Source organism: Pseudomonas sp. PKS (assembly GCF_051913525.1).
GTDB lineage: Bacteria > Pseudomonadota > Gammaproteobacteria > Pseudomonadales > Pseudomonadaceae > Aquipseudomonas > Aquipseudomonas guariconensis_D.
Genome location: NZ_JBEGDO010000002.1, coordinates 329,662 through 351,033 on the forward strand (window position 1 = coordinate 329,662; position 21,372 = coordinate 351,033).

Annotated in this window: 20 protein-coding genes; 9 read left to right on the forward strand and 11 right to left on the reverse strand. The window is 64.0% G+C overall.

Features of this window, described 5'->3' with window-relative positions; translation table 11 throughout:
* Nucleotides 1–27: 27 nt before the first annotated feature.
* Nucleotides 28–1,674, forward strand: coding sequence for a GMC family oxidoreductase (locus tag ABOA88_RS03835; RefSeq protein WP_367850562.1), 1,647 nt, complete (start codon nt 28–30; stop codon nt 1,672–1,674).
* Nucleotides 1,675–1,770: 96 nt separating this feature from the next.
* Complete coding sequence (locus ABOA88_RS03840) at nt 1,771–3,393, forward strand: MFS transporter (RefSeq protein WP_196170276.1); 1,623 nt, start codon at nt 1,771–1,773, stop codon at nt 3,391–3,393.
* Nucleotides 3,394–3,642: 249 nt separating this feature from the next.
* On the opposite strand, the gene ABOA88_RS03845 is transcribed toward ABOA88_RS03840, so the two are convergent.
* The 4 genes from ABOA88_RS03845 to glyQ form a co-directional block, all read right to left on the reverse strand.
* Nucleotides 3,643–4,413, reverse strand: a complete 771-nt coding sequence (locus tag ABOA88_RS03845) for a lysophospholipid acyltransferase family protein (RefSeq protein ID WP_367850561.1) — start codon at nt 4,411–4,413, stop codon at nt 3,643–3,645.
* Between the two features lie 64 nt (nt 4,414–4,477).
* Entirely contained in the window at nt 4,478–5,005 is a 528-nt protein-coding gene (gene gmhB / locus ABOA88_RS03850) for a D-glycero-beta-D-manno-heptose 1,7-bisphosphate 7-phosphatase (protein WP_196170275.1), read from the reverse strand.
* Between the two features lie 3 nt (nt 5,006–5,008).
* Complete coding sequence (glyS, locus tag ABOA88_RS03855; protein WP_196170274.1) at nt 5,009–7,063, reverse strand: glycine--tRNA ligase subunit beta; 2,055 nt, start codon at nt 7,061–7,063, stop codon at nt 5,009–5,011.
* Nucleotides 7,060–8,007, reverse strand: a complete 948-nt coding sequence (glyQ, locus tag ABOA88_RS03860; RefSeq protein ID WP_043207584.1) for a glycine--tRNA ligase subunit alpha — start codon at nt 8,005–8,007, stop codon at nt 7,060–7,062. Before glyQ ends, glyS begins: the two co-directional genes overlap by 4 nt.
* An 87-nt stretch (nt 8,008–8,094) precedes the next feature.
* On the opposite strand from glyQ, the gene ABOA88_RS03865 reads away from it, so the two are divergent.
* The gene (locus ABOA88_RS03865; RefSeq protein WP_043207586.1) at nt 8,095–8,646 is read left to right on the forward strand and encodes a DNA-3-methyladenine glycosylase I; all 552 of its coding nucleotides are present in this window, start codon (nt 8,095–8,097) and stop codon (nt 8,644–8,646) included.
* A 41-nt stretch (nt 8,647–8,687) separates the two neighbouring features.
* Entirely contained in the window at nt 8,688–9,575 is an 888-nt protein-coding gene (locus tag ABOA88_RS03870) for a lysophospholipid acyltransferase (protein ID WP_043207587.1), read from the forward strand.
* Nucleotides 9,576–9,670: 95 nt separating this feature from the next.
* Here the strand turns inward: ABOA88_RS03870 and ABOA88_RS03875 are convergent, their stop codons facing one another.
* From ABOA88_RS03875 to def, 5 genes are read right to left on the reverse strand one after another with little or no spacing between them, the layout of a single operon-like run.
* On the reverse strand, nt 9,671–9,985 hold the full coding sequence (locus tag ABOA88_RS03875; protein WP_043207591.1) for a tetratricopeptide repeat protein: 315 nt from the start codon (nt 9,983–9,985) through the stop codon (nt 9,671–9,673).
* Between the two features lie 12 nt (nt 9,986–9,997).
* Nucleotides 9,998–11,371, reverse strand: coding sequence for a Trk system potassium transporter TrkA (gene trkA / locus ABOA88_RS03880; RefSeq protein WP_367850560.1), 1,374 nt, complete (start codon nt 11,369–11,371; stop codon nt 9,998–10,000).
* A 22-nt stretch (nt 11,372–11,393) separates the two neighbouring features.
* Nucleotides 11,394–12,704 (reverse strand): 16S rRNA (cytosine(967)-C(5))-methyltransferase RsmB, encoded by a 1,311-nt coding sequence (gene rsmB, locus ABOA88_RS03885; protein ID WP_196170272.1) that lies wholly within the window; start codon nt 12,702–12,704, stop codon nt 11,394–11,396.
* Complete coding sequence (fmt, locus tag ABOA88_RS03890) at nt 12,701–13,633, reverse strand: methionyl-tRNA formyltransferase (protein WP_367850559.1); 933 nt, start codon at nt 13,631–13,633, stop codon at nt 12,701–12,703. Before fmt ends, rsmB begins: the two co-directional genes overlap by 4 nt.
* A gap of 60 nt (nt 13,634–13,693) precedes the next feature.
* Nucleotides 13,694–14,200: a peptide deformylase gene (def, locus tag ABOA88_RS03895; protein WP_016394290.1), complete on the reverse strand. Its 507-nt coding sequence runs from the start codon at nt 14,198–14,200 to the stop codon at nt 13,694–13,696.
* 208 nt (nt 14,201–14,408) lie between these two features.
* Here def and dprA point away from each other — a divergent pair, with 208 nt between their 5' ends.
* The 3 genes from dprA (at nt 14,409) to ABOA88_RS03910 (ending at nt 16,766) form a co-directional block, all read left to right on the forward strand.
* On the forward strand, nt 14,409–15,506 hold the full coding sequence (dprA, locus tag ABOA88_RS03900) for a DNA-processing protein DprA (RefSeq protein WP_437437070.1): 1,098 nt from the start codon (nt 14,409–14,411) through the stop codon (nt 15,504–15,506).
* A 37-nt stretch (nt 15,507–15,543) separates the two neighbouring features.
* The gene (locus ABOA88_RS03905; RefSeq protein WP_043207599.1) at nt 15,544–16,101 is read left to right on the forward strand and encodes an L-threonylcarbamoyladenylate synthase; all 558 of its coding nucleotides are present in this window, start codon (nt 15,544–15,546) and stop codon (nt 16,099–16,101) included.
* A 356-nt stretch (nt 16,102–16,457) separates the two neighbouring features.
* Entirely contained in the window at nt 16,458–16,766 is a 309-nt protein-coding gene (locus ABOA88_RS03910) for a hypothetical protein (RefSeq protein ID WP_196170270.1), read from the forward strand.
* Nucleotides 16,767–16,846: 80 nt separating this feature from the next.
* Here ABOA88_RS03910 and ABOA88_RS03915 read toward each other — a convergent pair whose 3' ends face one another.
* Entirely contained in the window at nt 16,847–17,824 is a 978-nt protein-coding gene (locus tag ABOA88_RS03915) for an NADPH:quinone reductase (protein WP_367850558.1), read from the reverse strand.
* A gap of 134 nt (nt 17,825–17,958) precedes the next feature.
* Between ABOA88_RS03915 and hemF the strand changes: the two genes are divergently transcribed.
* Complete coding sequence (gene hemF / locus ABOA88_RS03920) at nt 17,959–18,870, forward strand: oxygen-dependent coproporphyrinogen oxidase (RefSeq protein ID WP_367850557.1); 912 nt, start codon at nt 17,959–17,961, stop codon at nt 18,868–18,870.
* Between the two features lie 24 nt (nt 18,871–18,894).
* A complete protein-coding gene (aroE, locus tag ABOA88_RS03925) occupies nt 18,895–19,719 on the forward strand; it encodes a shikimate dehydrogenase (protein ID WP_367850556.1) in 825 nt (274 codons plus the stop codon).
* 27 nt (nt 19,720–19,746) lie between these two features.
* Here the strand turns inward: aroE and ABOA88_RS03930 are convergent, their stop codons facing one another.
* Nucleotides 19,747–21,312 (reverse strand): SulP family inorganic anion transporter, encoded by a 1,566-nt coding sequence (locus ABOA88_RS03930; protein ID WP_196170267.1) that lies wholly within the window; start codon nt 21,310–21,312, stop codon nt 19,747–19,749.
* Between the last annotated feature and the right edge of the window lie 60 nt (nt 21,313–21,372).

Consider the following 21,372-nt stretch of genomic DNA (forward strand, 5'->3'; position numbering starts at 1 on the left):
GAATAAAAATCAGGCGCGAGGTTTCACATGCCATCAGCCGATTCAGTCTTCGACTATGTGGTCGTCGGTGCCGGTCCTGCCGGTTGCCTGCTGGCCAACCGCTTGTCCGCCGACCCTTCCTGCCGCGTTCTGCTGCTCGAGGCGGGTGGCCGCGACAACTATCCCTGGATTCACATTCCCGTCGGTTACCTCTACTGCATCGGCAATCCACGCACCGACTGGTGCTTCAAGACCGAGGCGCAGCCAGGCCTGGGTGGACGCAGCCTGGGTTATCCAAGGGGTAAGGTGCTGGGTGGGTGCTCCTCGATCAACGGCATGATCTACATGCGCGGCCAGGCGGCCGATTACGACCGCTGGGCCGAACAAGGCAATGACGGCTGGGCGTGGAAGGATGTGTTGCCATTGTTCAAGACCAGCGAGCGTCACTTCGCCGGTGCCAGCGACAGCCATGGCGCCGAGGGCGAATGGCGTGTCGAACAGCAGCGCTACAGCTGGCCGATCCTCGATGCCTTCCGCGATGCTGCCGAGCAGAGTGGCATCGCCAAGGTGGCGGATTTCAATACCGGCGACAACGCAGGTTGTGGATATTTTCAGGTCAATCAACGCAGCGGTGTGCGTTGGAATGCCTCCAAGGCCTTCCTTCGGCCGGTGCAAGGGCGTCCAAACCTCACGGTGCTCACCGGTGTGCAGGTCGACCAGATCATCCTCGAGAATGCCCGGGCCTCAGCGGTCAAAGCCCGCTGGCAAGGGGCCTGGCAGGCATTCAAGGCGCGACGGGAGATCATTCTGTGCGCCGGTTCGGTCGGCTCGCCTGGCATCCTGCAGCGCTCTGGCATCGGGCCGCGAAAATTGCTCGAGGGGTTGGGCATCGGGGTTCGTCATGAGCTGCCGGGCGTGGGCGGCAACCTGCAGGACCACCTGCAACTGCGCCTGATCTACCAGATCCGCAACACCCGTACGCTCAACCAGATGGCCAACAGCCTGTGGGGCAAGATGGGCATGGGCCTGCGCTACCTCTATGACCGCAGTGGCCCGTTGGCCATGGCCCCGAGCCAGCTGGGTGCCTTTGTGCGTTCGGACCCCGAGCAGGCCACCGCCAACCTGCAGTACCACGTACAACCCTTGTCGCTGGAGCGCTTCGGCGAGCCGTTGCACCGCTTCCCGGCGTTCACCGCCTCGGTGTGCAACCTGCGCCCGGTCAGCCGCGGCCGCATCGATATCCGCAGCGCGGACATGCTTGCTGCGCCATTGATCGATCCCAATTACCTGAGTGATCCGCAAGACCTCAAAGTCGCCGCCGATGCCATTCGTGTCACTCGGCGCATCGTGCAGGCCCCCGCCCTGGCAGCGTTCGATCCGCGTGAATACTTGCCCGGCCCGGCCCTGCAGACTGAGGAACAACTGCACGAGGCCGCCGGCAAGATCGGCACCACTATCTTCCATCCCGTGGGCACCTGCCGCATGGGCAGCGGCCCGCTGGACGTTGTGGATAACCAGCTGCGCGTACAGGGAGTGCCCGGCCTGCGCGTGGCTGACGCATCGATCATGCCGCAGATCGTTTCAGGCAATACCTGCTCACCCACGTTGATGATCGCCGAGAAGGCGGCGCAACTGATCCTCAAGGGGGCTCTCACCCAGACCAACCTCAGCGACACCGCGATACCGACGCCCTGACCCGGGTGCGTGCAACACCGGCGGCTTGCGGTCAGAGGCCGCCGACAGTGGAAAACAACAATAATCACTGTGGCCTACGGGCCGAGGACAGCAACGATGTCGGATTACATCCAAGAGCAAGGTACGGCTGCCAGCACGGTCAGCCGACGTGAGGAACGTAAGATCATTTTCGCGTCATCCCTCGGGACGGTGTTCGAGTGGTATGACTTTTTTCTCTATGGCGCATTGGCGGCGGTGATCAGCAAGCAGTTTTTTGCAGGGGTCAACGACACCACGGCGTTCATCTTTGCGCTGATGGCCTTTGCCGCCGGCTTTCTGGTCCGCCCGTTCGGCGCGCTGGTCTTCGGCCGCCTGGGTGACATGATCGGGCGCAAGTACACCTTCCTGGTGACCATCGTGCTGATGGGCCTATCGACCTTCGCCGTTGGTCTGCTGCCCACCTATGCCAGCATCGGCATCGCCGCGCCCATCATCCTGGTGCTGCTGCGCATGCTTCAGGGCCTGGCCTTGGGCGGTGAGTATGGCGGCGCGGCAACCTACGTCGCCGAGCACGCACCGCCTGGAAAGCGTGGTTTTCATACCGGGTTCATCCAGTCCACCGCAACGCTTGGTTTGCTGCTTTCGCTGGTCGTCGTGCTGGGCAGCCGCTACATCAGTGGTGACGAATTCGAGGCTTGGGGCTGGCGGTTGCCGTTCCTGTTGTCGATCTTCCTGCTGGCGATCTCCACTTGGATCCGCATGAGCATGGAAGAATCGCCCGCCTTCGTGAAGATGAAGGCTCAAGGCAAGGTCAGCAAATCGCCGATCCGCGAATCCTTCACCTCCTGGCCGAACCTCAAGGTCGTGTTGACCGCGCTGTTCAGCATCAACGCCGGCCAGGCCGTGACCTTCTATACGGCCCAGTTCTATGTGCTGTTCTTCCTGACCCAGATGCTCAAGATGGACCCGGCCCAGGCCAATACCCTGCTGATCATCAGCGTGGTGATCGGTGCACCGTTCTTCGTGTTCTTCGGCTGGTTGTCCGATCGGGTGGGGCGCAAGCCGATCCTGATGATTGGCCTGTTGCTGGCCACAGTGCTGTACTTCCCGATGTTCAAGGCCCTGAGCCACTACGCCAATCCACAGATCGACGCAGCCAGCCAGCAGGCGCCGATCGTCGTCACGGCCGACCCACAAGGCTGCACCTTCCAGTTCGACCCGGTGGGCAAGGCTCGTTTCGACAGCCCGTGCGACAAGGTCAAGACGTTCTTGGTCAAACAAGGCCTGCCCTACAGCTCGGTGGATGCGCCAGTGGGCTCTGAGGTGCTGGTCACCATCGGCGAGCAGCGCATCGATGGGTTCGACGAGGCGGCCATGCGCTCGGCCATCGAGCAGGCTGGCTACCCGGCCAAGGCGGATCCCGCGAGCGTCAACCAGGTGATGGTGGTGGTGCTGATCGTCGCCATGATCCTGATTGCCACCATGACCTATGGGCCCCTGGCGGCAGTAATGGTCGAGCTGTTCCCGACCCGCATCCGCTACACCTCCATGTCCCTGCCGTATCACATCGGCAATGGCTGGTTCGGTGGCTTCCTGCCGACCGTGTCGTTCGCCTTGGTGGTGTACACCGGCGATATCTTCTATGGGCTGTGGTACCCGGTGCTGATCACTGGGGTGAGCCTGGTGGTGGGGTTGTTCTGCTTGAAAGAGACCAAGGATGTGGATATCGACAAGGTCTAGCGCCCGGCCTTGGTCGCGCGCAGGGTAGTTTGCGGGAGCGGGTTTATCCGCTCCCGCAAGTCTTCACGCGATCAGCGGTGCTGCGGACACAAAAAAACCGGCGTAAAAGCCGGTTTTTTTATGCTGCGAAAAAACTTATGCACGATTTTCAAGAAACGGTCATACAAAGAAATAAGCTTTTAAATCAAATACTTAAGTTGCATTTCGAGGTGATGATCCAAAACTTGCTCACAAGTTATCCACAGATCGTCAAACGTTGTGTTCCGCTTGGTTTTCCGCCACCGGTGGCAGCGATCCCATGGCCCGCTGGGCCGCCTCGTTCCAGGCCTGGGCGCGGTCGTTGAGCTCTGCGATCGCCCGCGGGCCAGTGCCCACCGGGTACATCGGCTCGCCGATCACCACTTCGATGGTCCCCGGGCGCTTGCCCCAGCCTTCACGTGGCCAGAACTTGCCTGCATTGTGCGCGATTGGCAGCACCGGCAGCCCGGCATTCACCGCCAGGGCGGTGCCGCCTCGGGAAAACTTGCCGATCTGTCCGTGGGGCACCCGGGTGCCCTCGGGGAAGATCAGCACCCACACGCCCTGCTTGAGCAGCTCGTCGCCCTTGCTGGCGACCTGGCGTAGGGCCTCCTTCGGGTTTTTACGGTCGATGGCGATCGGGCGAAGCATCGCCATTGCCCAACCAAAGAACGGCACGTACAGCAGCTCACGCTTGAGCACCTGGCTCAGTGGCGAGAAATACGCGGAAAGGAAGAACGTCTCCCAGGTGCTCTGGTGGTTGGAGAGAATCACGCAGGGCTCCTTGGGCACGTTCTCGGCGCCGGTGACCTTGTAGCGAATGCCCAGGATCACCCGTGCCAGGAACACGGCGCAGCGGCACCAGTAAACATTGATGAACCGGTAGCGTTTGTGGAACGGCAGAAACGGTGCGACGAAGAAACTCAGCGAGCACCACAGCAGCGAACTGGTGCCCAACAGCAGGTAAAAAAGAAAGATTCTGATCGCCTGCAGGATCGACATAGTGGCATGTACCGTTGCGGGGCCTGCCCGCCTAAGGAAAAGTGCGCCACAGCGGGCGCACTACTTAAATTAGTTCTCTGGCGATGGCCGCCAGATCGTCGAAAATCAAGGTGTTTTGCGGAACGCCTTTTTCCAGCGTCCTTTGTCCTTTGCCGGTCTTCACCAACACAGGTTGTGCATCGACGGCCAGGGCGGCCTCCAGGTCACCTTTGCTGTCGCCGACAAACCAGACGCCAGCCAGATCGACCTGATAATGCTCGGCAATCGCCCGCAGCATGCCAGGCTTGGGTTTGCGGCAATCGCAACCGTCGTCCGGGCCGTGCGGGCAATGCACGATGTAACCCACCTCCCCCCCTTGCTCGGCCACTAGCGCGCGCAGGCGCGCATGCATGGCCTCCAGGGTCGCCAGCGGATAATAGCCGCGGGCGATGCCGGACTGGTTGGTGGCCACGGCCACCGTCCAGCCTGCCTTGCTCAACTGCGCGATGGCCTCGATCGAGCCGGGAATGGGGATCCACTCTTCCAGCGACTTGATGTAGGCGTCGGAGTCGTGGTTGATCACTCCGTCTCGATCAAGAATCAGCAGTTTCAAGGCTTACCCCAGCAGCGAGATGTCGGCCACGCCCAGGAACAGGCCGCGCAGGCGGCTGAGCAGGGCATAACGGTTGGCGCGGACCTTGGCATCCTCGGCGTTGACCATCACCGCCTCGAAGAAGGCGTCGACCGGATCACGCAGGGCGGCCAGGCGGGCCAGCGACTCGCTGTACTGACGCGCGGCAGCCATCGGTTGCACGGCCTGGTCGGCCTGCTGGATGGCCGAATACAGGGAGAACTCGTTGGCATTGTCGAAGTACTTCGGCTCGACGTGGTCGGCGATGGCGCCTTCGGCTTTGCTCAGCAGGTTCGACACACGCTTGTTCACCGCGGCCAGGGCTTCGGCTTCAGGCAGCTTGCGGAAGGCCTGCACGGCCTGCACGCGCTGATCGAAGTCCAGGGCAGAGCCCGGCTTGAGGGCACGCACCGAGAGGTAGGTGGCGACGTCGATGCCTTCGTCTTCGTAGCGCGCGCGCAGGCGGTCGAAGATGAACTCCAGCACCTGCTCGGACAGGCCGGCGGCCTTGACCTTGGCACCGTACTGCTTGACGGCGAACTCGACCGCAGTGGTCAAGTCCAGGTCCAGCTGCTTCTCGATCAGGATGCGCAGCACGCCCAGGGCGGCACGGCGCAGCGCGTAGGGATCCTTGCTGCCGGTCGGCAGCATGCCGATGCCGAAGATGCCGACCAGGGTGTCGAGCTTGTCGGCGATGGCCACGGCGGCACCGGTCAGGGTCTGCGGCAGCTCGGCGCCAGCACCGCGCGGCATGTACTGCTCGTTCAGCGCCAGGGCCACGTCTTCCGGCTCGCCGTCGTTCTGGGCGTAGTAGTAGCCGGCAACGCCTTGCATCTCAGGGAATTCGCCGACCATCTCGGTGGCCAGGTCGCACTTGGACAGCAGGCCTGCGCGGCCTGCGCGCTGGGCATTGCCGCCAATCAGCGGAGCGATGAACGCGGCCAGCTTGGAAACGCGCTCGGCTTTGTCGTAGACAGTGCCCAGCTGAGCCTGGAAGACCACGTTCTTCAGGCGCTCGTTGAAGGTTTCCAGCGGCTGTTTCTTGTCCTGCTTGAAGAAGAACTCGGCGTCGGTCAGGCGCGGACGCACGACCTTTTCGTTGCCCAGTACGATCTGCTTCGGATCACGGCTCTCGACGTTGGCCACGGTGATGAAGCGCGGCAGCAGCTTGCCTTCGCTGTCCAGCAGGCAGAAGTACTTCTGGTTGTCCTGCATGGTGGTGATCAGGGCCTCCTGCGGCACCTCCAGGAAACGCTCCTCGAAGGAGCACACCAGCGGCACAGGCCATTCGACCAGGGCGGTCACTTCGTCCAGCAGTGCCGGCGGCACGACAGCGGTGCCTTCCTGCTGCATGGCCAGCTCCGCGGTTCGCTTGGCGATCAGCTCGCGACGCTCGGCGAAGTCGGCCAGCACGTAGGCCTTGCGCAGGTCCTCGACGTAGTTGGCCGGGGTGGTGATGACCACGTTTTCCGGGTGGTGGAAGCGGTGGCCACGGGATTCGCGACCGGCCTGCTGGGCCAGGAGGGTGCATTCGACGACCTGGTCGCCGAGCAGCATCACCAGCCACTGGGTCGGGCGCACGAACTCTTCACGGCTGGCGCCCCAGTGCATGCGCTTGGGAATCGGCAGGTCGTTGAGCGAGTCTTCGACGATGGTCGGCAGCAGGCTGGCGGTGGCCTTGCCCGGAATGTGCTGCGAGAAACGCAGCTTGGCACCGCTCTGGTCGATCTCGGCCAGGTCGACGCCGCATTTCTTGGCGAAGCCCAGGGCGGCCTGGGTCGGGTTGCCTTCGGCGTCGAAGGCGGCCTGGCGGGGCGGGCCGTCGATGTTGATGCTGCGGTCAGGCTGCTGCACGTCCAGCTGGCGGATCAGCACGGCCAGACGGCGCGGGGCGGCATAGACCTGCTTGTCGGTGTAGTTCAGGCCGGCGGCCTGCAGGCCTTTCTCGATGCCGGCCAGGAAGGCGTCGCCGAGGCTGGCGAGGGCCTTCGGTGGCAGCTCTTCGGTGCCCAGTTCGACCAGAAAATCTTGAGCACTCATTGTGCAGCCTCCAGCTTAGCCAACACTTCGTCACGCAGTTCAGGGGTCGCCATCGGGAAGCCCAGGCGTGCGCGGGCTTGCAGATAGCTTTGCGCCACGTCCCGGGCCAGGGTACGTACGCGCAGGATGTAGCGCTGACGCTCGGTCACCGAGATGGCGCGGCGGGCGTCGAGCAGGTTGAAGGTGTGGGACGCCTTCAGGACCATTTCGTAGGTCGGCAGCGGCAGGTCCAGTTTGATCAGGCGGTTGGCTTCGCTTTCGTAGAAGTCGAACAGCTCGAACAGTTTCTCGACGTTGGCGTGCTCGAAGTTGTAGGTCGACTGCTCCACTTCGTTCTGGTGGAACACGTCGCCATAGGTGACCTTGCCGAACGGGCCGTCGGCCCAGACCAGGTCATAGACCGAGTCCACACCCTGGATGTACATGGCCAGGCGCTCCAGGCCATAGGTGATCTCACCGGTAACGGGGAAGCACTCGATGCCACCGACTTGCTGGAAGTAGGTGAACTGGGTCACTTCCATGCCGTTGAGCCAGATTTCCCAACCCAGGCCCCAGGCGCCGAGGGTCGGCGATTCCCAGTTGTCTTCGACGAAACGGATGTCGTGGACCAGCGGGTCCAGGCCGATCGCCTTCAGCGAGCCGAGGTACAGCTCCTGGAAGTTGGCCGGGTTCGGCTTGAGCACCACCTGGAACTGGTAGTAGTGCTGCAGGCGGTTGGGGTTTTCGCCATACCGTCCGTCGGTTGGGCGACGGCTAGGCTGCACATAGGCGGCGTTCCAGGTTTCCGGGCCGACGGCGCGCAGGAAAGTGGCGGTATGGAAAGTGCCGGCGCCTACTTCCATATCGTAGGGCTGAAGCACCACACAACCTTGCTCCGCCCAGTATTGCTGCAGGGCGAGGATGAGGTCTTGGAAGGTACGCACGGCTGGCGTAGGCTGGCTCACGAAATTCACCTGTATCTGGGGATGCGGATGTAAAGAGCGGGAGTATAACCCGATTCGCCTCGCCCTCTACCCATGGAATGGAGCCTTATGCCACGCTGCTTCTGGTGTACCGACGATCCGTTGTACCAGGCCTATCACGACCAGGAGTGGGGAACGCCTCAGCGTGACCCGGCGTTGCTCTTCGAGATGCTTTTGCTCGAAGGGTTCCAGGCCGGGCTTTCGTGGATCACGGTATTGAAGAAACGCGAGCGCTACCGCGAGGTACTGCATGGTTTCGACCCGGTGAAGCTGTCGCAGATGAGCGACGAGCGGATCGAAGAGCTGATGCTCGACGCGGGGATCATCCGCAATCGCCTCAAGCTCAAGGCCGCGCGGCGCAACGCGCAGGCTTGGCTGGCTGTGGATAACCCGGCCGAGTGGTTGTGGTCGTTCGTCGGTGGCGCGCCCAGGATCAACCACTTCAAGACGCGTGGCGAGGTGCCGGCGGTTACCGACGAGGCCCGGGCCATGAGCAAGGCCCTGCAGAAGGCCGGCTTCACGTTCGTCGGGCCGACCATCTGCTATGCCTTCATGCAGGCCACCGGCATGGTCATGGACCACACCACCGACTGTGATCGCTACGCCGCGTTGCTGCGCTGAAGCGTTACAATGCCCGCCTTGCAGAAATAAGGAATCCGGCTGTGGAAAAATTCAAAGGCGCCCTGATGGTCGGGGTGCTGCGACTGTTCGCCAAGCTGCCCTGGGGCGCAGTGCAGCGGGTCGGTGCGGGTATCGGCTGGCTCATGTGGAAGATCCCCAACGGTTCGCGCAATGTGGTGCGCATCAACCTGGCCAAGTGCTTCCCGGAAATGAACCCGGCCGAGCGCGAGCAACTTGTGGGCCGTGCATTGAAGGATATCGGCAAGTCCTTCGTCGAAAGCGCCTGCGCCTGGATCTGGCCGCCCCAGCGCTCGCTGGAGCTGATCAAGGAAGTACACGGCCTGGAGGTCCTGGAGCAGGCCTTGGCCTCGGGCAAGGGCGTAGTGGGTATCACCAGTCACCTGGGCAATTGGGAGGTGCTGAACCACTTCTATTGCAGCCAGTGCAAACCGATCATCTTCTACCGCCCGCCCAAGCTCAAGGCTGTGGATGACCTGCTGCGCGAGCAGCGGGTGCAGATGGGCAACCGCGTGGCGCCTTCGACCAAGGAAGGCATCCTCAGCGTGATCAAGGAAGTGCGTCGCGGCGGTCAGGTGGGTATTCCGGCCGACCCGGAGCCGGCCGAGTCCGCCGGCGTGTTCGTGCCATTTCTCGGCACCCAGGCGCTGACCAGCAAGTTCGTGCCCAACATGCTGGCGGGTGGCAAGGCGGTGGGCGTGTTCCTGCATGCGCTGCGTCTGCCGGACGGCTCTGGCTTCAAGGTTTTCCTGGAGGCTGCGCCCGAGGAGATGTACAGCGAGGATGTGACCGTGGCGGCGGCCGCCATGAGCAAGGTCGTCGAGCGTTACGTACGCGAGTATCCAAGCCAGTACATGTGGAGCATGAAGCGCTTCAAGAAGCGTCCGGCGGGCGAAGCGCGCTGGTATTGAGTTATCCACCGCCGCTGGAACAGGCTGAATACAACTCTGCCTGTTTCAGCAGGGCCCCTGTGGGAGCGGGTTTACCCGCCCCCATAGGGATCGCGTCAACCTGCTGCCTTGTCGAGCTTCTTCAGGAACACCGCCATCTCCTTCTCGGCCTGCTTGTCCCCATGGGCCTGCGCCGCCGCGATCCCCTCCTCCCAGGCCTTGCGCGCCGCCGCCAGGTCGCCCTGTAGCTGGTAGGCCTTACCCAGCAGCTTCCAGGCCGCCGAATACTTCGGGTCGTGCTCCACGCAGCGCGCCAAGTGCACCGCCGCCTCGGCACCGTTGCCTTCATCGAGCCACGCCTTGCCCAGGCCAAAGCGCAGCAGGGCGTTATCCACACCCTTGGCCAGCATCTTTTCCAGCGATTCGCGCATGCCGTTTTCTCCTTAGAAGAAACTCAGGCCCACGTGGAACAGCTTTTCCACGTCACGGATGTGCTTTTTATCCACAACGAACAGGATCACATGATCACCCGCTTCGATCACTGTGTCGTCGTGGGCGATCAGCACTTCCTCGTCGCGGATGATCGCGCCGATGGTCGTGCCTGGCGGTAGGGCGATGTCTTCGATGGCCTTGCCGATCACTTTGCTCGACTTGGCATCGCCATGCGCGACCGCCTCGATGGCCTCCGCCGCGCCCCTGCGCAGCGAGTGCACGCTGACGATGTCGCCGCGGCGCACGTGGGCCAGCAGCGTACCGATGGTAGCCAGCTGCGGGCTGATAGCGATGTCTATATCGCCGCCCTGGACCAGGTCCACATAGGCCGGGTTGTTGATGATGGTCATCACCTTGCGTGCACCCAGGCGCTTGGCCAGCAACGAGGACATGATGTTGGCCTCGTCGTCGTTGGTCAGGGCCAGGAAGATGTCGGCGTCGGCGATGTTCTCCTCGAGCATCAGGTCTTTGTCCGAGGCGCTGCCCTGCAGCACCACGGTGCTTTCCAGGGTGTCGGAGAGATGGCGGCAGCGGGTCGGGCTCATCTCGATGATCTTCACCTGGTAGCGGCTTTCGATGGCCTCGGCCAGGCGTTCGCCGATCTGCCCGCCACCGGCGATGACCACGCGCTTGTTGGTCTCATCGATGCGGCGCAGTTCGCCCATTACCGCCCGGATGTCCTTGCGTGCGGCAATGAAGAAGACCTCGTCGTCGGCTTCGATCACCGTGTCGCCTCGCGGCGTGATGGGGCGGTCACGACGGAAGATGGCCGCCACGCGGGTATCGACGTTGGGCATGTGGGCGCGGATCTGGCGCAGTTGCTGGCCCACCAGTGGGCCGCCGTAGTAGGCCTTGACCGCCACCAGTTGCGCCTTGCCGTCGGCGAAGTCGATCACCTGCAGGGAGCCGGGGTGCTCGATCAGGCGCTTGATGTAGTTGGTCACCACCTGTTCCGGGCTGATCAGCACATCCACCGGGATATGGTCGTTGTCGAACAGCTCTTCACGAGTCAGGTAGGCCGACTCGCGCACCCGGGCAATCTTGGTGGGCGTGTGGAACAGCGAATAGGCGACCTGGCAGGCCACCATGTTGGTCTCGTCGCTGTTGGTCACCGCCACCAGCATGTCGGCGTCATCGGCGCCGGCCTGGCGCAGCACCGTGGGCAGCGAGCCGCGGCCCTGCACGGTACGGATATCCAGGCGGTCGCCCAAGTCGCGCAGGCGGTCGCCGTCGGTGTCGACCACGGTGATGTCGTTGGCTTCGCTGGCCAGGTGCTCTGCCAGCGTGCCGCCCACCTGCCCTGCGCCGAGGATGATGATCTTCATCCGCTACTCCTAGTCCTTGTGCTTACCCGCGCGAGGCGGCGATCTTGATCAGCTTGGCATAGTAGAAACCGTCGTGGCCGCCTTCCTGGGCCAGCAGCTGGCGGCCGTGGGGCTGGCGCAGGCCGGCCTCGAGTGCCAGGTCCAGCTCGCGGGCACCGGGGGTGCGGGCGAGGAAGGCGTCGATCACTTCGGTGTTTTCCGTCGGCAGGCTCGAACAGGTGGCGTAGACCAGCATGCCGCCGACTTCGAGGGTCGGCCACAGGGCATCGAGCAGCTCGCCTTGAAGCGTCGCCAGGGCCGGGATGTCGTCAGCCTGGCGGGTCAGCTTGATGTCCGGGTGACGGCGGATGACGCCGGTGGCCGAGCAGGGCGCGTCGAGCAGGATGCGCTGGAACGGTTTGCCGTCCCACCAACTGGCGGTGTCGCGGGCATCGCAGGCGATCAGCTGGGCATCCAGCTGCAGGCGGTCGAGGTTCTCGCGCACCCGCGCCAGGCGCTTGGCTTCCAGGTCGATGGCGACCACTTCGGCCAACCCGGCTTCGGCTTCGAGCAGGTGGCAGGTCTTGCCACCCGGGGCGCAGCAGGCGTCCAGTACGCGCTGGCCGGGCGCCAGTTCCATGAGGTCGGCGGCCAGTTGCGCGGCCTCGTCCTGCACGCTGACCCAGCCCTCGGCGAAGCCTGGCAGGCCGCGCACATCACAGGCTTCGGCCAACAGGATGCCATCGCGGCTGTACTGGCAAGGGCTGGCGCTGATGCCGGCCTCGGTCAGTAGCGCCAGGTAGGCATCACGGCTGTGGTGGCGGCGGTTGACCCGAAGGATCATCGGCGGATGGGCGTTGTTGGCAGCGCAAATCGCTTCCCACTGCTGCGGCCAGAATGCCTTGAGTGCCTTTTGCAGCCAACGTGGATGAGCGGTGCGCACCACCGGGTCGCGCTCCATGTCGGCGAGCAGTGCCTCGCCTTCACGCTGGGCGCGGCGCAGCACGGCATTGAGCAAGCCCTTGGCCCACGGCTTCTTGAGCTTGTCGGCGCAACCGACGGTTTCGCCAATGGCGGCGTGGGCCGGAATGCGGGTGTAGAACAACTGGTACAGGCCGACCAGCAGCAAGGCCTGAACATCGGCATCGGCGGCCTTGAAGGGCTTTTGCAGCAGTTGGGCGGCCAGCAGATCCAGGCGTGGCTGCCAGCGGGCGGTGCCGAAGGCCAGGTCCTGGACCAGGCCGCGGTCACGTTCCTCGACCTTGTCCAGTTGCGCGGGCAACGAGCTGTTGAGCGAGGCCTTGCCGCTGAGTACGGCGGCCAAGGCGCGGGCGGCGGCCAGGCGAGGATTCATTGGCCCAGTACCTTGCCGCTTGCGAACTTCTCGCGGCGGCTGTTGAACAGGTCGCTGAAGGCCAGTGGCTTGCCCCCCGGCAATTGCAGACGGGTCAGGCTAAGGGCGCCTTCGCCGCAGGCGACCACCAGGCCGTCCTTGCTGGCGGAAAGGATCTCGCCAGGGTTGCCCTTGCCTGTGGACAACTGCGCGGCCAGGACCTTCACGCTCTCGCTGTCCAGGGTGCTGTGGCACACCGGCCACGGGTTGAAGGCGCGGATCAGACGTTCCAGCTCGATGGCTGGGCGATTCCAGTCGATGCGTGCTTCGTCCTTGTTCAGCTTGTGGGCATAGGTGGCCAGGGCGTCATCCTGAACCTCACCTTGCAGGCTGCCGTCGGCCAGGCCCGCGATGGCCTGCACCACGGCGCCCGGGCCCATCTGGGCGAGGCGGTCGTGCAGGGTGCCACCGGTGTCCTCGGCGCTGATCGGGGTCACGACCTTGAGCAGCATGGGGCCGGTGTCGAGGCCGGCTTCCATGCGCATCACGGTCACGCCGCTTTCGGCATCGCCGGCTTCGACTGCACGCTGGATAGGCGCGGCGCCGCGCCAGCGCGGCAGCAGAGAGGCGTGGCTGTTGATGCAGCCCAGGCGCGGGATATCCAGCACCACCTGGGGCAGGATCAGACCGTAGGCGACCACCACCATCAGGTCTGGCTTGAGCGCGGCAAGCTCCGCCTGGGCCTCGGCGTTGCGCAGGCTCTGCGGTTGGTACACCGGGATGGCGTTTTCAACGGCCAACTGCTTGACCGCCGAGGGCATGAGTTTCTGGCCACGGCCAGCCGGGCGGTCAGGCTGGGTGTAGACGGCCACCACTTCGTAGGGGCTGTCGAGCAGGGCTTTGAGGTGTTCGGCGGCAAACTCTGGGGTGCCTGCGAAGACGATACGCATGGAGTTCTCGCTTTGAAAAAGAAAAAGGCTTGCCGAAGCAAGCCTTCTGGAAGGTGGGGATCAGGCTTGCTGGCGGTGCTGCTTTTCCAGCTTCTTCTTGATCCGGTCGCGTTTGAGCTGTGACAGGTAGTCGACGAACAGCTTGCCGTTGAGGTGGTCGAACTCGTGTTGCACGCACACTGCCAGCAGGCCTTCGCATTCCAGTTCGAACGGCTTGCCGTCGCGGTCCTGGGCCTTGACCCGCACACGCAGAGGACGGTCGACGTTCTCGTAGAAGCCCGGCACCGACAGGCAGCCTTCCTGGTACTGGCCCATGTCGTGGGTCAGCTCTTCGACGCTGGGGTTGATGAAGACGCGCGGCTCGCTGCGGTCTTCGCTGAGGTCCATGACCACGACCTGCTTGTGCACGTTGACCTGGGTGGCGGCCAGGCCGATGCCAGGGGCTTCGTACATGGTTTCAAACATGTCGTCGATCAGCTGACGCAGGGCGTCGTCGAACTCCGTCACCGGTTTGGCGATGGTGCGCAGGCGCGGGTCCGGGAATTCGAGAATGTTCAAGATGGCCATAAGGTCAGGCAGTCACTGTGCGTTCGGTTGAAAACTGAGCACACATAATAAAGGGAATCGGGGCATTCGGCACCTGGCAAAGCTCGGCTAGGGTGTGAAAGGACTGCATCAGGTCCATTCCATGGACAGCTTGTCAAAGTATTATCAACAAAGTTATCCACAGGTTGTGCCACGTGGATGACCCCTCGCCGATCAAGGATGATCCGCCATGAACATGTCCGTTATGCCCGCCTGTCCACCTGCCGAACTCGAGGCGCGTCTGCGTTTGCATCGGCTGCCCGAGGTGGGGCCGCGACGTTTCCACGCCCTGATCGATGCCTTCGGCGATGCCGCTTCGGCCCTCAGCGCTCCGGCCAGTGCCTGGCGTGCGCTGGGCCTGCCGGCGGCCTGTGCCGAGGCCCGTCGCAGCGCCGAAGTCCGTGACGGCGCGGCCGCCGCAATGGCCTGGCTAGAGCGTCCGAGCCAGCATTTGCTGATGTGGGACGCCCCTTCGTATCCCGCGCTGCTCGCAGAAACGGACTCAGCCCCGCCGCTGCTTTTCGTGGCCGGCGATCCTACATTGCTCGAGCGGCCGCAGCTGGCCGTCGTCGGCAGTCGCCGCGCAACGCCCCCTGCGCTGGACACCGCCAAGGCGTTTTCCCGGTGTCTTGCACAGGCCGGTTTCACCATCACCAGCGGGTTGGCTCTGGGGGTCGATGGTGCCGCTCATCGGGCGGCATTGCAGGCCGGTGGGCACACCATCGGCGTGCTCGGCACGGGTCTGCAAAAACTTTATCCACAGCGCCACCGCGAGCTGGCCAGGGACATGATCGAGGGCGGCAGTGCGCTGGTGTCGGAGTTTCCCCTTGATGCCAATCCGCATGCCGCGAATTTTCCCCGACGCAACCGGATCATCAGCGGTCTGTCGCTGGGGGTGCTGGTGGTCGAGGCGAGTCTGGCCAGTGGTTCGCTGATCACCGCGCGTCTGGCGGCTGAGCAAGGTCGGGAGGTGTACGCCATTCCCGGCTCGATCCACCACCCCGGCTCCAAGGGCTGCCACCAGCTGATCCGCGATGGTGCATTGCTGGTTGAAAGCGTTGAACAGATCCTCGACAGCCTCAAAGGCTGGCAAAACCTGCCCTCCGCACCTGTGGAAAACTCGGACCACCCATTGCTCGCCCTGCTGCATGCCGCGCCCCAGACCAGCGAAGCCCTGGCCCACAGCAGCGGGCAGCCCCTGGCCCAGGTGCTGGCCAGCCTCACGGAACTGGAGCTGGGTGGGCGGGTGAGCAACGAAGCTGGGCGTTGGTTTGCCCGAAGCAGCTAAGTACACTGCGCATCAGGCTTAAATGCGGAGAGACAAAATGGTGAGCAGTTGGCGTGTGCAACAAGCCGCACGTGAGATTCGGGCAGGTGCGGTCATCGCCTATCCGACAGAAGCGGTCTGGGGCTTGGGCTGCGACCCATGGAACGAGGACGCGGTGTATCGCCTGCTGGCGCTCAAGTCGCGGCCTGTGGATAAAGGGCTGATTCTGGTCGCTGACAACATTCGACAGTTCGATTTCCTGTTCGAGGATTTTCCACAGGACTGGATCGACCGCATGGGCAGCACCTGGCCTGGACCGAACACCTGGCTGGTACCGCATCAAGACCTGTTGCCTGAATGGGTGACCGGGATGCACGACACCGTGGCCCTGCGGGTCAGCGATCACCCCTTGGTGCGCGAGCTGTGCGCGCTGGTCGGGCCGCTGATTTCCACCTCGTGCAACCCAGGCGGGCGCCCTGCGGCCAAGAGCCGGTTGCGAGTGGAGCAGTATTTCCATGGCCAATTGGACCTGGTGCTTGGCGGAGCGCTGGGTGGGCGGAAGAATCCGAGCGTGATTCGCGACCTGGTGACAGGCGAGGTCGTTCGGGCCGGCTGACCCAGGGAGGGCCCGGCGATGGACCGCCACGCGGCCCCAAGGTATTGCAGGACTTTTCTGATTTCCTCCGCCCGGCTGTCCAGCTGGAATTTAGGGAAATACCCTACCTATCCGTTAGCTGCCGTCACCTTCCGGCAGGGAACCCATGCCTCTAGGCTCCAGACCGTCGCCAAACGACTTGGTGATCGGGTGTGGTAACCCGGCAGTCTAGGTTCTCCGTGGCAGTCCATGGCGGCTGTGCGCGGGAGGCTTTCGAGCCTGCCGGATTGGGAACCGCCGGTTTACCACCCTGCGTACAGCTGCCACCCAATTCGAGTGGTAACGGATTGAGTGCTGGCGCCAACAGGTAGGTTCCCATGAAAAAGCTTGTCCTTGATCCACCTCTACCCAACACCACATCTCGCCCCTTCGGCCGCTGCGATGCCGGCCATCCTCCCCTCTTCTCCACAAACCCTGACATCTCTGCCCACGACGCCCTCGTCCACGTAGCGCTCTACCTGCGCTGCGCCTACGAGACTGGCCTGCAGGCACTCGAACACCTGCACGAGTCAGGCCGCGGCATGTACTGGTCGAACCTGCACGCGATTGAAATGGCAGAGGGCTTGGTGGAGGCGATGCTCGATGGCATCGAGTCGGCGCCGGCAACCATCAGGACCGCCGGCTAAGCGGTGGGCGCTGTGGGAGCGGGTAAAACCGCTCCCCACCGGTGGCGTTCTGAATCAACCCACCGCGTAACGATCTCGGATCAGGGCAGCAGCACAGTCGAGCCAACGGTTCTGCGCGCCGACAGTTCCGTCTGGGCCTTGGCCGCTTCGCTCAGCGGATACCGCTGCTGGATATCCACAACCAACTTGCCGCTGGTGATCATGCCGAACAAATCGTCGGCCATGGCCTGGGTGTCCTCTGCGTTGTTGGCGTAGCTGCCCAAGGTCGGGCGGGTGACGTACAGCGAGCCCTTCTGCGACAGGATCCCAAGGTTCACCCCGGTCACCGCGCCGGAAGCGTTGCCGAAACTCACCATCAGCCCGCGTGGGCGCAGGCAGTCCAGCGAGGTCAGCCAGGTGTCGGCACCCACGCCGTCGTAGACCACCGCGCATTTCTCCCCACCGGTCAGCTCCAGCACGCGCTTGGCCACGTCCTCGTGGCTGTAATCGATGGTCGCCCAAGCGCCCAGGGCCTTGGCGCGCTCGGCTTTCTCGGCGGAACTGACCGTGCCGATCAGCTTGGCGCCCAGGGCTTTTGCCCACTGGCAGGCCAATGAGCCCACGCCACCGGCAGCGGCATGGAACAGGATGAAATCGCCCGGTTGCACGGCGTAGGTCTGCTTGAGCAGGTATTGGGTGGTCAGGCCCTTGAGCATCACTGCGGCGGCCTGTTCGAAGCTGATGGCCTCCGGCAGCTTGACCACGTTGGCCTCTGGCAGGGTGTGCACCTCGCTATAGGCGCCCAGCGGCCCGCCGGCATAAGCCACGCGATCGCCCACTTTCAGCCGGCTGACGCCTTCGCCGACCGCGTCGATCACGCCGGCAGCTTCGGTACCCAGGCCTGAGGGCAGCGTGGGCGGGGCGTACAGACCGCTGCGAAAATAAGTGTCGATGAAGTTCAGCCCTATCGCGTGGTTGCGCACGCGGACTTGCTGCGGGCCCGGAGGAGCGGGTTCGAACTCGACCAGCTGCAGGACTTCCGGGCCGCCGTGCTGGTTGAACTGGATACGCTTGGCCATCTCACACTCCGTTGTCATGGGGGATCGGGAAGACCTCCTATCGGACGCCTTTGCTTGATCGTCGTCAACTGCGGCGTAGCTTGCGCCGATGGTATGCTAGCCGGCACATTTTTCCGCTCCTTCCAGGTGACCCGATGACCAGCCGCACCGAGGCCGTGAAAGCCTACCTGCTCGACCTGCAAGACCGCATCTGCTCTGCCCTCGAAACCGAAGACGGCGGCGCCCGTTTCGTCGAGGACGCCTGGGTGCGTGAAGCCGGTGGCGGCGGTCGCACGCGGGTGATCGGGGAGGGCAAGGTGATCGAAAAGGGCGGCGTGAACTTCTCGCATGTGTTCGGTGCCGGCCTGCCGCCATCGGCCAGTGCCCACCGCCCGGAGCTCGCCGGCCGTGGTTTCGAGGCGCTGGGCGTGTCGCTGGTGATCCACCCGCACAACCCTCATGTGCCAACCTCCCACGCCAACGTGCGGTTCTTCATCGCCGAGAAGGAAGGGGAGGAGCCGGTGTGGTGGTTCGGCGGTGGTTTCGACCTGACGCCTTACTACGGCAACGAAGAAGACTGCATCCACTGGCACCGGGTCGCCGAGCAGGCCTGCGCGCCTTTCGGCGCCGATGTGTACCCGCGCTACAAGGCCTGGTGCGACCGGTACTTCCACCTCAAGCACCGGGGCGAGCCGCGTGGCATTGGCGGGCTGTTCTTCGATGACCTGAACGAGTGGGATTTCGACACCTGCTTCGCCTTCCTGCGCGCCATCGGCGATGCCTACATCGAGGCTTACCTGCCAATCGTCCAGCGCCGCAAGGCCACGCCTTACACGCCCGAGCAGCGCGAGTTCCAGGAGTTCCGCCGTGGGCGCTATGTGGAGTTCAACCTGGTCTACGACCGCGGCACCTTGTTCGGCCTGCAATCGGGCGGTCGCACCGAGTCGATCCTCATGTCGCTGCCGCCGCAGGTCCGCTGGGGCTACGACTGGAAACCCGCGCCGGGCAGCGAGGAAGCGCGCCTGACCGAGTACTTCCTGCAGGACCGTGACTGGCTCAATCAGTAAGCCTGTGGATAACGAGGAGTTCCCATGGACCAATACGTCGTTTTCGGTAACCCCATCGGCCACAGCAAGTCGCCGTTGATCCACCGCCTGTTCGCCGACCAGACCGGCCAGGACCTGGAATACAGCACCCTGCTGGCGCCGCTGGATGATTTCAGCGATTGCGCCCGCGGCTTCTTCAAGCAAGGCGCGGGGGCCAACGTCACCGTGCCGTTCAAGGAAGAAGCCTTCCGCCTGTGCGACAGCCTCACGCCACGGGCCCAGCGTGCAGGTGCCGTGAACACCTTGAGCAAGCTGGCCGACGGTACGCTGCAGGGCGACAACACCGATGGCGCCGGCCTGGTGCGGGACCTGACGGTCAATGCCGGCGTGGAGCTTGCCGGCAAGCGCATCCTGATTCTTGGTGCCGGTGGTGCGGTGCGCGGCGTGTTGCAGCCGATCCTGGCGCATCGCCCGCAGTCGCTGGTGATCGCCAACCGCACGGTGGAAAAGGCCGAGCAACTGGCCCGGGAGTTCGATGACCTGGGGCCGGTGGTGGCCAGTGGTTTTGCCTGGTTGCAGGAGCCGGTGGACCTGATCATCAATGCCACCTCGGCGAGCCTGGCGGGTGAGTTGCCGCCGATTGCCGACAGCCTGGTCGAGCCGGGGCGCACGGTCTGCTACGACATGATGTATGGCAAGGAGCCGACGCCGTTCTGCCAATGGGCCACCCGATTGGGCGCGGCCAAGGTGCTCGATGGGCTGGGGATGCTGGCCGAGCAGGCTGCCGAGGCGTTCTTCACCTGGCGTGGGGTGCGGCCGGATACGGCACCTGTGCTGGATGAGCTACGGCGACAGTTGGCGCGCGGCTGACTGTGTTGGGCCGCATGGCGGCCCCAATCACTCTTCGAAGCGGATCGGGCACAGCGCGGCGCCTTCAAGCTTTTGCAACTCTTCGATCACCTGCGGCCGGGCACGATGCAAGGTGAGGCTCCCGCCATTACGCTTCAGTCGCCGCGCTTCGCGGTGCAGCATGTCCACCCCTGAGTAGTCGATGAAATTGATCTGCCGTGCGTCGATCACGACCTGCGGCCCTTGGCAGCGTTGCAGGCGCACCTGCAGATAATGAGCGGCGCCGAAGAAGATCGACCCCCCTACCCGCAGCACATCGACCCCCCCTTCCCGGCTCTGTTGCACCCGTGGCCGCGAGGTGCGCTTGAGATAGAAGAACAGCGATGCCAGCACGCCCGCATAGATCGCGGTCTGCAATTCCAGCAGCAAGGTGGCGGCGGCAGTCAACGCCATGACCAGGAACTCCGAGCGGCTGACCCGAAACAGCGAGCGGATGGCCCGGTGATCCACCAACCCCCAACAGATCAGCAGGATGCTGCCGGCCATGGCTGGAATCGGCAGGTGTGCGATCAGCCCGGCGCCGGCGACGGCGAACAGAGCCACCCACAATGCCGAGAACACCCCGGCCAGTGGCGAGCGGGCGCCAGCGTCGTAGCTCAAGCCTGATCGGGTGAACGAGCCCGATGACAGGTAACCGGAGAACAGCGCGCCGACCATGTTCGACAGGCCCTGGGCACGGATCTCCTGATTGGCGTCGATCAGTTGCTCGGAGCGCGCCGACAACGACCGGGCAATCGACAGGCTGGTCACCAGCCCGAGCATGCCCACCGCCACGGCGCTGGGCAGCAGGCGCAGGATCAGTTCCAAATCCAGCAGCGGCAAGGGGCTCAAGGGCGGCAACTGGCCAACGAAGGCAGGCACCCTGGGCACATGGCCAAAGAGGCTCGGCAGCAGCCAGGCAATGACGCTGACCACCACCAGGCTGATCAACAGGCTGGGCCAGCGTGGACGCCAGAGCTTGAGCAACACGCCGATCAGCAGGGTCGCCAGGCCTAGGGCCAGCGACGGCAGGTCGACCTCGCCGGCATGGTTGAGCAAGTCCTGCAATGTGCGCAGTGCCGTGGCCTGGCTGGGCAGGTCCATGCCCATGAGGTTGGGCAGCTGACCGAGGGCGATCACTACCGCGGCGCCCAGGGTGAAACCGAGCACCACGGCGTGGGAGACGAAGTTGACCAGCGCGCCGAAGCGCAGCATCCCCAGCACGAGCTGGAACACGCCGCCTAGGAAGGTCAGCAGGAGCACCAAGGTGATGTAGTCGTCGCTACCAGCCACGGCAAGCGGGCTGATGCTGGCGTAGAGCACGATGGAGATGGCTGCGGTAGGGCCGCAGATCAGGTGCCAGGACGACCCCCACAGGCAGGCCACCAGCACCGGTACGATGGCGGCGTACAGGCCATATTCAGCGGGCAGGCCGGCGATCAGGGCGTAGGCGATCGATTGCGGCAGCGCGAGGATGGCGCCACTGAGGCCCACCAGCAGGTCCTGGCGCAGGCTTCGGCCCGATTGACGGGGGAGCCAGGTGAGGAAAGGCAGCAGGTGGGTCAGGTGGGGCATGGGGAATACAGATTCCTGGAGATTTCACCAGCCCTGTGGGAGCGGGTTCATCCGCGCCCA